Here is a 12971-nt window from a genome sequence, read left to right on the forward strand (position 1 = left end):
TCGCGCCTCGTCCTCAAACGCCGGACGGGCTGGAATCGTCGCCGGACGGGCTGGGATCGTCGGCGGGTGGGCTGGGATCGTCGGCGCGGGACAGTGGATGTGGCCACCACACCTTCGCTCCCGCGTCCAGGAACAGGGACGTGACCAGGATCGAGCGGACGATGAAGGTGTCCAGGAGGACGCCGAGGGCGACCGCGAAGCCTATTTCGACGAAGGCGACCATGGGGATCGTGCCGAGGACGGCGAAGGTGCCCGCGAGTACCAGGCCCGCCGACGTGATGACCGCTCCGGTCGCGGCCAGACCGGTGAGGACGCCCTGGCGGGTGCCCTGACGGGCCGCCTCCTCGCGGATCCGGGTCGTCAGGAAGATGTTGTAGTCGATGCCGAGCGCCACGAGGAACACGAAGACGAACAGCGGGAAGTCCGTGGACTCGCCGGGGAAGTCGAAGAGGTGCCGGAAGACGAGCGCGCTGATGCCCAGGGCCGCCGAGAACGACACGATGACCGTGCCGATCAGGAGCAGCGGGGCCACGACGGCGCGCAGCAGGACGCCGAGGACGATCAGCACGACAAGGAGGACCAGCGGGATGACCAGCTTGTCGTCGTGGACGGTCGCCTTGTCCATGTCGAGCAGCGTCGCCGTGCCGCCGCCCACCCGGGCGTCCGCGTCCGGCACGGCGTGCACGGCGTCCCGTACCCGTTCCACCGTGTCCTTGGCGGCCCGACTGTCGGACGGATCGCTGAGGGTCGCCTCGAAAAGCACCTGACCGTCGTGTTCCGCCCTGGTGCCCGGCGGGGTCCCGACGGTGCCGCGCTGGACGCCGCTGGTGCCCTCCACCACCCGGCGGACGTCGTCGGCCCGCGCCTTCTCCGCCACGACGACCATCGGGTCACCGCTGCCCGCGGGGAAGTACTCGGCCTGCACCTCCTGCCCCGTCACGGAGTCCGGCTTGTCGATGAAGGCGTCCTCGTTGCTGATCCCGGCCGCGCGCAACTGGATCAGGCCGAGGGCGAGCACCGCGAGCGCCAGTGAGGTGGCGACCCAGGTCATCCGGGGGCGCCCGGCGATCCGGCGGCCCATCCGCGCCCACATGCCGTGCTCGGCGGGATCGGACGAGCCGACGTGCGGGATCACCGGCCAGAACAGCCAGCGGCCGCAGATCACCAGGAGGGCCGGGAACAGCGACAGCATGGCGAGGAGCCCCACCGCCACGCCGATCGCAGCCACCGGGCCGAGCCCGCGCGTGGAGTTCATCTCGGCGGCGAGGAGCACCAGCATGCTCAGGACGACGGTCGCGCCCGACGCGAGCACGGCGGGCCCCGCGCGGTGCAGGGCCAGGGCCATCGCCTCGTGCCGGTCCTCGTGCCTGCGCAGCTCCTCGCGGTACCGGGCGACGAGGAGCAGCGCGTAGTCCGTGCCCGCGCCGAAGACGAGGACGGTGAGGATGCCCGCGCTCTGGCCGTTGACCGTCAGACCCGCGTGCTCGGCCAGGAGATAGATCAGCGCCTGCGCGCCGTACAACGACACGAAGACCGAGATCAGCGGGACGAACAGGAGGATCGGACTGCGATAGGTGATCAGCAGGGCCACCACGACGACCGCGCCCGCGGCGAGCAGCAGCGTCGAGTCGATGTCGGCGAAGGCCTCGGCGAAGTCGGCCGAGACGCCCGCGGGTCCGGTGATGTACACGTCCAGGCCGTCCGTGTCCCTGCCGCCGTCCGCCACCTGCTCCCTGACGTCCTCGACCGCGTCCGGCAGGTCGTTCCAGGTCTCGTTGTTCATGGTGAGCGGCACATACACCTGCGCCGCCTGCGCCTGTTCCGCCGTGTCGCCCGTCTTGTCGAAGACCGGGCCGCGGGTCTCGTCGCCGCGGATCCAGTGCGAGCGAAGCTGCCTGATCTCGCTGACGCCGTCCGCGATCCGGGCCCGGTCGGCGCCGGTCAGGGGGCCGTTCTCGCGGGCGTACACGACGACCATGGGCATGGTCTCGGGCCTGAACCCGGCGGCGGCGTCGAGGACCCGGGTCGACTCGGCGGACCGCGGCACCCAGGACGAGGTGGTGTTGTCCTGTACGTCGCCGAGCTTCTGGGCGAGGGGCGCGGCGAGGACAAGGACGATCAGCCACAGCACGAGCACCAGCCACTTGGTGCGGGGGCCGCAGATCAGTTGGGCCACGCCCTGGCGTGCCCGCCGCTCCGCGTCCGGCCTGGTCCGTGACCGAGTCTCAGGCATGGCTCTCCCCTGCCGCCCAACGAGCTGCCGGTGGACGGACAGCATGGCACGGGGGGAGCGGGACCGGGGAGGTCGCCCGCGCAGCCTCCGTGTGCCCTCGCGCACCCTCCGCGCGCCCCCGCGGGGCCTTGCCGGGACCGGGGCGGGCGACGGCTGCCGGGCATGGCAGTCTTGGGGCATGGCCGCGCAGATCAACCCCAGCATCCTCTCCGCCGACTTCGCCCGCCTCGCCGACGAGGCGCGGGCCGTTCAGGGCGCGGATTGGCTCCATGTCGATGTCATGGACAACCACTTCGTCCCGAACCTCACCCTGGGGGTGCCGGTCGTAGAGTCCCTGGCACGGGCGACGGACACGCCCCTGGACTGTCACCTGATGATGGAGGACCCCGATCGCTGGGCCCCGCAGTACGTCGAAGCGGGCGCCGGATCGGTCACGTTCCACGCCGAGGCCGCCGCGGCGCCGGTGCGCCTCGCCCGCGAGATCCGCGCCAAGGGCGCCCGCTCGGCCATGGCCCTGAAGCCGGCGACGCCCATCGAGCCGTACGAGGATCTGCTGCCCGAGCTGGACATGCTCCTGATCATGACCGTGGAGCCCGGCTTCGGCGGCCAGGCCTTCCTCGACATCATGCTCCCCAAGATCCGCCGCACCCGCGAGCTCATCAGCAAGCACGGCCTCGAACTGTGGCTCCAGGTCGACGGCGGGGTCTCGGCCACGACCATCGAGCGCTGCGCCGAAGCCGGTGCCGATGTCTTCGTCGCGGGCTCGGCCGTGTACGGCGCGGACGACCCGGCCGAGGCGGTACGTGCACTGCGCACCCAGGCCGAGTCGGCCACGGCCACCGCCGCGTGGGCGTGCGCCCACTGAGGTGCCGCGCGGGCACGACGGGGACCCGACGCGGCCGACGGCTTGGCCACGGGAACGTGAACGCAGCCCATCAGGGCTGATCAGGTACGCCGGATCTGCAAGGATGAAGAGCGAATCCAGGTGTACGTATGTGGTGAACAGCAGTGAGGAGAGCGCCGTGTCGGCCATGTCGGCGGGTCGGTCAGCCATGCGGATGGGTCCCGCGGAGCTGGTGCAGGCGGCGGCCATGGCCCGCCGCTTCTACCTCGAGGGCAAGTCCAAGATCCAGATCGCCGAGGAGTTCGGCGTGAGCCGCTTCAAGGTGGCGCGGGTCCTGGAGACCGCTCTCGAGCGTGACCTTGTACGGATCGAGATCCGCGTGCCCGCCGAGCTGGACGCGGAGCGCTCGGACGCGCTGCGCGCCCGCTACGGCCTGCGGCACGCAGTCGTCGTGGAGTCCCCGGCCCCCACGGACGACGCCGACGATTCGCCCGATCCCGAGAACCTCGGCGAGGTCGCCGCGGGTCTCCTCGGCGAACTCGTCAACGAGGGCGACGTGCTCGGCCTCGCCTGGGGGCGCTCGACCATCCACATGGCCGCGGCGCTCGACGTGCTGCCGCCGTGCACGGTCGTGCAGCTCACGGGCGTGTACGACGCGGGGACCGCGGAGCGCGGCTCGGTGGAGGCGGTGCGCCGTGCCGCACAGGTCTCCGGCGGCGACGCGCACCCGATCTACGCCCCGATGCTGCTGCCCGACGCGGCGACCGCGGGCGCGCTGCGGAACCAGACCGGGATCGCGCGCGCCTTCGAGTACTTCGACAAGGTCACGGTCGCGGCGGTGTCCATCGGCTCCTGGGAGCCCGGCATCTCCACGGTCCACGACATGCTCAGCGACGAGGAGCGCGCGCACTACGCCTCGCTCGGTGTCGCGGCGGAGATGTCGGCCCACCTCTTCGACGCCGAGGGCCGCAGGGTCGGGCGCGACCTCGGCGAGCGCTGCATCACCGTCGAGACGGACCGGCTTCGCCGGATCCCCGAGGTCGTCGCCATCGCGGGCGGCCAGCGCAAGGCCGCCGCCATCGACGCCGTGCTGCGCTCCGGACTCGTCACGAGCCTGGTCACCGACACGGCGGCCGCGGACCAGCTCCTGGTGGCCGGTTCGATGCCGCGGCCCGCCCTCGACCGGGCGGACCCGGACGGCGAATAGCGGTTCCCTGCCGGGTACGGCGACCGGCGGTTCCTTACGGGGTACGGGGCACGAGGCGCCGGGCCGGGTACGGGGGCGGCGCTGAGAGGGCCGACCGGCGGGCGGGCATCGGCGCGCGCCGGTCCGCGGAAGCTGTGGCAGCATCGAGCGCATGATCTTCCGGTCGTCCGGCCGTCTGCTCGGCGCCCTCCTCGTCTGCCTCGCCGTCCTGCTGCCGGGCTGCGGCACGGAGCGGCAGGGCGGCAGCGGCGACGCCGCCGATACGGTGTCCACGCCCGCGTGGGCGCGCGGCATGGAGACCGTCCGGGCGGAGCGGCTGCCCGCGGCGGCCCGGCGGACGCTGCGGCTCATCGACGAGGGCGGGCCCTTCCCCCACGCCAAGGACGGCACCGTCTTCCGCAACTTCGAGGGCGAGCTGCCGCGGCAGGCACGCGGCTACTACCGCGAGTACACCGTCCGCACGCCGGGGGAACGCGACCGCGGGGCCCGTCGCCTCGTCACCGGCCGCGAGGACGAGACGTACTACACGGACGATCACTACGCGTCCTTCAGGGCGGTACTGAGATGACGGCGGCGGAGGACGAGGAGGGTCGGGACATGACGACGGACGACGGGGTCCGCGGGCCGCTCGGGCCCGTGTGCGAGGCCGTGCGCGGCACCGGCTGGGCCACGCGTGCGCTCGACCTGGACGGCGTACGCGACAAGGCCGCCTTCATGGACCGGTGCGCCGCCGCCCTGACCCTGCCGGACTGGTTCGGGCGCAACTGGGACGCGCTCGCCGACTGCCTGACCGACCCGGCCCTGGCGCGGGGCGCGCGCGGGCAACTGCTCGTCGTCAGCGGGTGGCGGGAGTACGCCGACGCGGCGCCGGACGACTGGGCCGCCGCGCAGGAGGTGTTCGCCGACGCGGTCGCGTACGGGCGGGAACAGAAGCGCGGCCTGGAGATCGTGCTCGTGATGGGGCCGACGCGGACCGACTGAGGACGCCGCCGCCGGCTCCCGCGTGCGCCGCGCCGCCGGCACCCGCGTACGCAGTGCGGGACGGTGGAAGCGGAGCGTGGTCGGCTTGGAGGATCCGACCAGGGGTTTCATCGGCCGCCTGGGTGATCGTCCCAGGCGGCGCGGGCCCCCGGGCATGGGACAATGAAGTACGTGCTTTTCCCCCGGCTGTCCTGTCGGGGGCCACCTCTGATCGACTGGGATGAGCAGCACGTGCGCTTCCTCAACGACATCCAGCCCGCGTACGACCTGACGTACGACGACGTCTTCATGGTGCCGCGGCGCTCCGCCGTGGGTTCGCGCCAGGGCGTCGACCTCACGTCGCCGGACGGCACGGGCACCACGATCCCGCTGGTCGTCGCCAACATGACCGCGATCGCGGGCCGCCGTATGGCTGAGACCGTCGCCCGCCGCGGTGGCCTCGTCGTCCTTCCGCAGGACATTCCGATCGAGGTCGTCACCGACGTCATCTCCTGGGTGAAGACGCGCCACCACGTGCTCGACACCCCCATCGTCCTCGACCCCACGCAGACCGTCGCGGACGCCCTCGCGCTGCTGCCCAAGCGGTCCCACAACGCGGGCGTCGTCGTGGACGGCGACCGCAGGCCCGTCGGCGTCGTCACGGACACCGACCTCACCGGCGTGGACCGCTTCACCCAGTTGTCCGAGGTGATGTCGAAGGACCTGGTGCTCCTCGACGCCGACATCGACCCGCGCGACGCGTTCAACAAGCTGGACGGCGCCAACCGCCGCTACGCCCCCGCCGTGGACAAGGACGGCCGCCTCGCCGGCATCCTCACCCGCACCGGCGCCCTGCGCGCCACCCTGTACACCCCGGCCGTCGACGCGCAGGGCAAGCTCCGCGTCGCCGCCGCCGTCGGCATCAACGGCAATGTGGCGGGCAAGGCCAAGCAGCTCCTCGACGCGGGCGTCGACACGCTCGTCGTGGACACCGCGCACGGCCACCAGGAGTCGATGATCGCCGCGGTGAGGGCCGTGCGCGCGCTCGACCCGCAGGTGCCCATCGTGGCGGGCAACATCGTCGCCGCCGAGGGCGTGCGCGACCTCGTCGAGGCCGGCGCGGACATCATCAAGGTGGGCGTGGGCCCCGGCGCCATGTGCACCACCCGCATGATGACCGGCGTGGGCCGCCCGCAGTTCTCCGCGGTGCTCGAATGCGCCGCCGAGGCCGCGAAGTTCGGCAAGCACGTGTGGGCGGACGGTGGCGTCCGGCACCCGCGCGACGTCGCCATGGCGCTGGCCGCGGGCGCGTCGAACGTCATGATCGGCTCCTGGTTCGCGGGGACGTACGAGTCCCCCGGCGACCTCCAGCAGGACGCGAACGGCCGCCTCTACAAGGAGTCGTTCGGCATGGCGTCGGCCCGCGCCGTGCGCAACCGCACCAGCGAGGAGTCGGCCTACGACCGCGCCCGCAAGGCGCTGTTCGAGGAGGGCATCTCCACCTCCCGGATGTTCCTCGACCCGGCCAGGCCCGGCGTCGAGGACCTGATCGACTCGATCATCGCGGGCGTCCGCTCGTCCTGCACCTACGCGGGCGCCGCGTCTCTGGCGGAGTTCGCGGAGAGGGCGACTGTGGGCGTTCAGAGCGCCGCGGGGTACGCCGAGGGGAAGCCTCTGCACGCTAGCTGGAGTTAGGCGCTGCGCTGCGGGAGCGTTATTTGTCTGCGGGGTGTGGGGGCTGGTCGCGCCCACGCGGCGGAGCCGCACATGAACACAGCCCCGCGCCCCTAGAGCGGCGGGCCGCGGCCCCCCCGGGGGGCCGCCCGCCGCTCCCGGGGGGGGGGGGGGGGTTCGTGCGGGGGCCCGCCGGCCCGGCGCGGCGGCTGATGCGCAACGTTGCTGCATTACGGGCGGGAACCGGCGCCCATAGAGTCATGCGCTGTACGTGGCGTGGCGGGGACTGCCTGCTCGGTGGCTCCCGTTTCCTTCGTGGGCTGCCGCGGCTCCCTGCCACTTCTACCGGCAGCGATGAAGGAGCCAGCGCGTGCTCGATCAGGGCGCACCCCCGCAGACCAGTCCAAGGCCCCCGGCAGCGGCCGGCCTCGGCAGTCGACTGATGCGGCGCAAGCCGGTGGAACTCCTGGTCGCGGAGGGCTGCCAGGGCGAGGGTGGCTCGCTTCGGCGCACCCTCGGCATGTGGCAGCTCACCATGATCAGCATCGGTGCGACGCTCGGCACCGGCATCTTCGTGGTGCTCGGCGAGAGCGTCCCCAAGGCGGGACCCGCCGTGACGGTGTCGTTCGTCATCGCCGGACTCACCGCGCTCTTCTCGGCCCTCTCGTACGCGGAGCTGGCCGGCTCCATACCGGTCGCCGGGTCCTCGTACTCGTACGCATACGCAACCATGGGTGAACTCGTCGCCTGGGTGTGCGGCTGGTGTCTGGTCCTGGAGTACGGCGTGTCGGTCGCGGCGGTCGCCGTCGGCTGGGGCGAGTACCTGAACGAACTGCTCGACGGCACCATCGGCGTCACCATCCCGGACGCGCTGTCCGCGGCGCCCGGCGAGGCCGACGGCGCCATCATCAACCTGCCGGGCCTGGTCGTGGTGCTGCTCGCCATGGTCTTCCTGCTCGGCGGCGCCAAGGAGTCCGCCCGCGCCAACACGATCATGGTGATCGTGAAGATCGCGGCCCTCGTGCTGTTCTGCGCCGTCGGCTTCACCGGCTTCAAGTCCGGCAACTACTCCGACTTCATGCCGCTCGGCGTGGCAGGCGTCAGCGCCGCCGGAGCGAGCCTGTTCTTCTCCTACATCGGCTTCGACGCCGCGTCCACCGCCGGTGAGGAGGCCAAGAACCCGCAGCGCGACCTGCCCCGCGCGATCATGCTCTCGCTGATCATCGTCACCGCGCTGTACGTCCTGGTCGCCGCCGTCGCCGTCGGCGCGTGGAACTGGACGGAGTTCGAGGACTCCACGGCATCGCTGACCGCGATCATGAACGATGTCACCGGCAAGACCGTCTGGGGCACCCTGCTCGCGGCCGGCGCCGTCATCTCCATCGCCAGTGTCGTCCTGACCGTGCTCTACGGCCAGACCCGGGTCCTTTTCGCGATGTCCCGCGACGGCCTCGTGCCCAAGAAGTTCGCCAAGGTCAGCGGCAAGACCGGCACGCCCCGCGTGAACACCGTCATCGTGTCGCTGTTCTGCGGCGCCCTGGCCTCCGTCATCCCGCTCGGCAAGCTCGTCGACGCCACCAGCATCGGCACGCTCTTCGCCTTCGGCCTGGTCAACATCGCCGTGATCGTGCTGCGCCGCACCCAGCCCGACATGGCGCGCACCTTCCGGGTGCCGCTCGGCTGGCTCTTCCCGGTGCTCGGCTTCGGTTTCTGCGCGTACAACATGTTCAACCTCGACTCCGTCACCTGGGTGGTCTTCGGTGTCTGGATGGCCGTCGGGCTCGTGTTCTACTTCCTGTACGGGATGCGCCGCTCCCGTCTGGAGACCGAGTTGCCCGCAGGGAAGGTCTCCCCAGTGAAGTGACACGCAGAGAAGTGAACGACCCCCAGTGCGACTGAACGATCTCGACGAACGCATCGTGCACGCCCTCGCCGAGGACGCCCGCCGCTCCTACGCCGACATCGGCCAGCTCGTCGGCCTGTCCGCGCCCGCCGTGAAACGCCGCGTGGACAGGCTGCGGGCCACCGGAGCCATCACCGGGTTCACCGTCCGGGTCGACCCGGCCGCGCTCGGCTGGGAGACCGAGGGGTTCATCGAGATCTACTGTCGGCGCAACACCTCGCCGGAGGCGATCCAGCGGGGTCTTGAGCGGTATCCGGAGATCGCGTCCGCCTCCACCGTCACCGGGGAGGCGGACGCGATCGTTCAGGTTTTTGCTGCTGACATGCGGCATTTCGAGCGGGTTCTTGAGCGCATCGCCGGGGAGCCGTTCGTTGAGCGGACGAAGTCCGTGCTTGTGCTTTCGCCGCTCATGCGGCGGTTTTCTTCCGGGGCGCCCGCCTAGTTTCCGCTCCTGCGGGTGCGCTGTGGCTTGTCGCGCAGTTCCCCGCGCCCCTGACGGGGCGCCCCAGCGGCCTCCGGGGCGAGCGGCCATCGGGGTCTGCGCAACGAATCGCCGTCCACCCGGTCCTATGCGCAACAGATCGCCCAGTGCGGTGCAACTGTCGTGCCTTGCCGCGCCACAGCCGCGGAACGTACCGTCTTTGCGAACCCCTGACGCCACCGCGTTTCCCGACGCGCGTCTCCCTTCGCACGCCCCGAGGTCCGCCATGCCGCCGCTGCGCACAGCCCTGCTCCAGAGCTCTGGCCATCCGGGGTCCGTCGCCGCCAATCTCAAGGTGCTCCAGGAGGCCGCCGAGCGCGCCGCCGCCGCGGGCGCCCGGCTCCTTGTGACCTCCGAGATGTTCCTGACCGGCTACGCGATCGGCGACGACGTGCCGCGCCTGGCCGAGGCGGCCGACGGCGAGGCCGCGGACGCGGTCGCCGACATCGCCGTACGGCACGGCGTAGCCATCGCGTACGCCTATCCCGAGCGCGCGGGCGAGCAGGTCTTCAACTCCGTCCAGCTCATCGGCGCGGACGGCACCCGGCTCGCGAACTACCGCAAGACCCACCTCTTCGGCTGCTTCGAGCGCGACCACTTCACGCCCGGCGACCGTGCCGTCGTCCAGGCCGACCTCGACGGCCTCCGGGTCGGCCTGATGATCTGCTACGACGTGGAGTTCCCCGAGAACGTCCGGGCGCACGCCCTCGCGGGCACGGACCTCCTGCTCGTCCCGACGGCACAGATGCACCCGTTCCAGTTCGTCGCCGAGTCCGTCGTACCGGTGCGCGCCTTCGAGAACCAGCTCTATGTCGCGTACGTCAACCGCGTCGGCCCCGAGGGCGACTTCGAGTTCGTCGGCCTCTCCACCCTCGCGGGCCCCGACGGGACCGCGAGGGCGCGGGCCGGCCGCGGGGAGGAACTGGTGTTCGCCGACGCCGACCCCGCCTTCCTGGCCGCCTCGCGCGCCGGCAACCCGTATCTGAGCGACCGCCGCCCCGGTCTGTACGGCCCGCTCAGCGAGGGCTGACGCCCGCCCCGCCGCAGCCCCGCCGCCCGAGACCTCGCCCCGCACCACCCCCCGTACCGCGCAAGGAGTCCCTACCCCATGACGTCCACGGTGCCCACCGCCATCCAGCACACCGACGCCGAGCCGCCCATCACCATGTTCGGGCCGGACTTCCCCTACGCGTACGACGACTTCCTCGCGCACCCGGCGGGCCTCGGCCAGATACCGGCGACCGAGCACGGCACCGAGGTCGCCGTCATCGGTGGCGGCCTTTCCGGCATCGTGGCCGCGTACGAGCTGATGAAGATGGGCCTCAAGCCCGTCGTCTACGAGGCCGACCAGATCGGCGGGCGCCTGCGCACCGTCGGCTTCGACGGCTGCGACCCCTCGCTCACCGCCGAGATGGGCGCGATGCGGTTCCCGCCGTCCTCGACGGCGCTCCAGCACTACATCGACCTGGTGGGCCTCACCACCCAGCCGTTCCCCAACCCCCTCGCCGAGTCGACGCCGTCCACGGTCGTCGACCTCAAGGGCGAGTCGCACTACGCGGAGACCGTCGCCGACCTGCCGCAGGTCTACCGCGACGTGGCGAAGGCGTGGAACGACTGCCTCGAAGAGGGCGCCGACTTCTCCGACATGAACCGCGCGCTGCGCGAGCGGGACGTGCCGAAGATCCGCGAGATCTGGGCGAAGCTCGTCGAGAAGCTCGACAACCAGACCTTCTACGGCTTCCTGTGCGAGTCCCAGGCCTTCAAGTCCTTCCGGCACCGGGAGATCTTCGGCCAGGTCGGCTTCGGCACCGGCGGCTGGGACACCGACTTCCCGAACTCCATCCTGGAGATCCTGCGCGTCGTCTACACCGAGGCCGACGACCACCACCGCGGCATCGTCGGCGGCTCGCAGCAGCTCCCGCTGCGCCTGTGGGACCGCGAGCCGCAGAAGATCGTGCACTGGCCGCTCGGTACGTCCCTGAGCGCGCTGCACGAGGGCGGCGAGCCCAAGCCCGCCGTGACCCGACTGCACCGCACCGCGGGCAACCGCGTCACCGTCACCGACGCCTCCGGGGACATCCGCACCTACCGGGCGGCGATCTTCACCGCCCAGTCCTGGCTGCTCCTGAGCAAGATCGAGTGTGACGACTCGCTGTTCCCCATCGACCACTGGACGGCGATGGAGCGGACCCACTACATGGAGTCCAGCAAGCTCTTCGTGCCCGTCGACCGCCCGTTCTGGCTGGACAAGGACGAGCAGACCGGGCGTGACGTGATGTCGATGACGCTCACCGACCGCATGACGCGCGGCACCTACCTGCTCGACGACGGCCCCGACAAGCCCGCCGTCATCTGCCTCTCCTACACCTGGTGCGACGACAGCCTGAAGTGGCTGCCGCTGTCGGCGAACGAGCGCATGGAGGTCATGCTCAAGTCGCTCGGCGAGATCTACCCGAACGTCGACATCCGCAAGCACATCATCGGCAACCCGGTGACCGTGTCCTGGGAGAACGAGCCCTATTTCATGGGGGCCTTCAAGGCGAACCTGCCGGGCCACTACCGCTACCAGCGGCGCCTGTTCACGCACTTCATGCAGGACCGCCTGCCCGAGGACAAGCGCGGCATCTTCCTCGCGGGCGACGACATCTCCTGGACGGCGGGCTGGGCCGAGGGCGCGGTGCAGACCGCGCTGAACGCCGTGTGGGGCGTCATGCACCACTTCGGCGGCGCCACGGACGCGACCAACCCGGGCCCCGGCGACCTGTACGACGAGATCGCGCCGGTGGAGCTGCCGGAGGACTGAGCCCCGGACCCGGCCGCCACGGGACCCCGGACCCGGCCACCACTGGACTCCGGCCGCCACTGGACCCCGGCCGCGACCGGTCCCCGGCGCACCGGGGTTCAGTCGCGCAGCGGAGTGAGCAGCATCCGGCCCGCGAGACCCACCGCGTCGTCCAGGCGTCCCCGCAGGCCCTGCGCCACGCAGGGGAAGTCCCGCAGGGCCCACAGGGCGCGCGCCGCCGACCAGGCGCCGTCGCGGGCGCGGTCCAGGCTCCAGGAGCCGAGCAGATGGGTGAGGGGGTCGGCGACCTGGAAGAGGTCGGGGCCCGGCATCAGCTCCTCGCGGATGCGTTCCTCCAGCGAAACCAGGATGTCGCCGACGCGGTCGAACTCGTCCTCCAGGTCGCCCGGTTCGCAGTCGAGTTCGTGACAGGTGTCCACGACGGCGAGCGCCAGGTCGTGACCGATGTGCGCGTTGATGCCTGCGATCGCGAACTGCAGCGGGCGGATGCCGGGGTGGCGGCGCAACTGGAACAGCGGACGCCAGCACGCGGGCGGCGGCCGGTCGTCCGCCGCCGCGTCCACGGCCGCCAGATAGCGCTCAGCGAAGCGGACGTCCAGGGTGACGGCGGCGTGGACGTCGGGGAACCGGCCTCCGGCGATGCTCCTGCCGACCTCCTCGGTGACCGCCAGATACACGCGGTTGAACACCGCCACGCCGTCCGGGCGCGGCCAGGAGACGTCGAGGGCGAGCATCCGCGCGACCACGCCCTGGATGCCGCCGGGCGTGCGGCCGGTGACGCCGCCCCCCGGCACCGGGTGGGCGCGCTCGGCCATGCGCTGCGACTGGGGCATGGGGGCAGGGTCGCAGCCATCGCCCGGCGCGCG

11 protein-coding genes are annotated in these 12971 nt (G+C 71.7%); 9 read left to right on the plus strand and 2 right to left on the minus strand.

Annotated features, from left to right (window positions below):
• Positions 1–13: 13 nt before the first annotated feature.
• Positions 14–2233 (minus strand): MMPL family transporter, encoded by a 2220-nt coding sequence (locus IG78_RS0107020; protein WP_030560501.1) that lies wholly within the window; start codon positions 2231–2233, stop codon positions 14–16.
• A gap of 178 nt (positions 2234–2411) precedes the next feature.
• On the opposite strand from IG78_RS0107020, the gene rpe reads away from it, so the two are divergent.
• The 9 genes from rpe to IG78_RS0107065 all read left to right on the plus strand — a co-directional run bounded on the left by rpe (position 2412) and on the right by IG78_RS0107065 (position 12105).
• On the plus strand, positions 2412–3098 hold the full coding sequence (rpe, locus tag IG78_RS0107025) for a ribulose-phosphate 3-epimerase (RefSeq protein WP_030560502.1): 687 nt from the start codon (positions 2412–2414) through the stop codon (positions 3096–3098).
• A 133-nt stretch (positions 3099–3231) separates the two neighbouring features.
• Positions 3232–4284: a sugar-binding transcriptional regulator gene (locus IG78_RS0107030; protein WP_030560503.1), complete on the plus strand. Its 1053-nt coding sequence runs from the start codon at positions 3232–3234 to the stop codon at positions 4282–4284.
• 151 nt (positions 4285–4435) lie between these two features.
• The gene (locus IG78_RS0107035) at positions 4436–4852 is read left to right on the plus strand and encodes a guanyl-specific ribonuclease (protein WP_030560504.1); all 417 of its coding nucleotides are present in this window, start codon (positions 4436–4438) and stop codon (positions 4850–4852) included.
• Between the two features lie 29 nt (positions 4853–4881).
• On the plus strand, positions 4882–5265 hold the full coding sequence (locus IG78_RS0107040; protein WP_030560505.1) for a barstar family protein: 384 nt from the start codon (positions 4882–4884) through the stop codon (positions 5263–5265).
• Between the two features lie 231 nt (positions 5266–5496).
• Positions 5497–6939 (plus strand): GuaB1 family IMP dehydrogenase-related protein, encoded by a 1443-nt coding sequence (locus IG78_RS0107045; protein WP_030560506.1) that lies wholly within the window; start codon positions 5497–5499, stop codon positions 6937–6939.
• Between the two features lie 349 nt (positions 6940–7288).
• Positions 7289–8782 carry an amino acid permease gene (locus tag IG78_RS0107050; protein WP_051852411.1) on the plus strand — a complete coding sequence of 498 codons (1494 nt, stop codon included), beginning with the start codon at positions 7289–7291 and terminating at the stop codon, positions 8780–8782.
• 25 nt (positions 8783–8807) lie between these two features.
• Positions 8808–9263: an Lrp/AsnC family transcriptional regulator gene (locus tag IG78_RS0107055; RefSeq protein ID WP_030560508.1), complete on the plus strand. Its 456-nt coding sequence runs from the start codon at positions 8808–8810 to the stop codon at positions 9261–9263.
• 274 nt (positions 9264–9537) lie between these two features.
• Positions 9538–10332, plus strand: coding sequence for a carbon-nitrogen hydrolase family protein (locus tag IG78_RS0107060; RefSeq protein ID WP_030560509.1), 795 nt, complete (start codon positions 9538–9540; stop codon positions 10330–10332).
• Positions 10333–10410: 78 nt separating this feature from the next.
• Entirely contained in the window at positions 10411–12105 is a 1695-nt protein-coding gene (locus tag IG78_RS0107065; RefSeq protein WP_030560510.1) for a flavin monoamine oxidase family protein, read from the plus strand.
• 98 nt (positions 12106–12203) lie between these two features.
• Here IG78_RS0107065 and IG78_RS0107070 read toward each other — a convergent pair whose 3' ends face one another.
• Positions 12204–12920: a DUF5995 family protein gene (locus IG78_RS0107070; RefSeq protein WP_404827658.1), complete on the minus strand. Its 717-nt coding sequence runs from the start codon at positions 12918–12920 to the stop codon at positions 12204–12206.
• Positions 12921–12971: the final 51 nt, after the last annotated feature.

This window comes from Streptomyces aureocirculatus (genome assembly GCF_000720475.1).
Taxonomy (GTDB): Bacteria; Actinomycetota; Actinomycetes; order Streptomycetales; family Streptomycetaceae; genus Streptomyces; species Streptomyces aureocirculatus.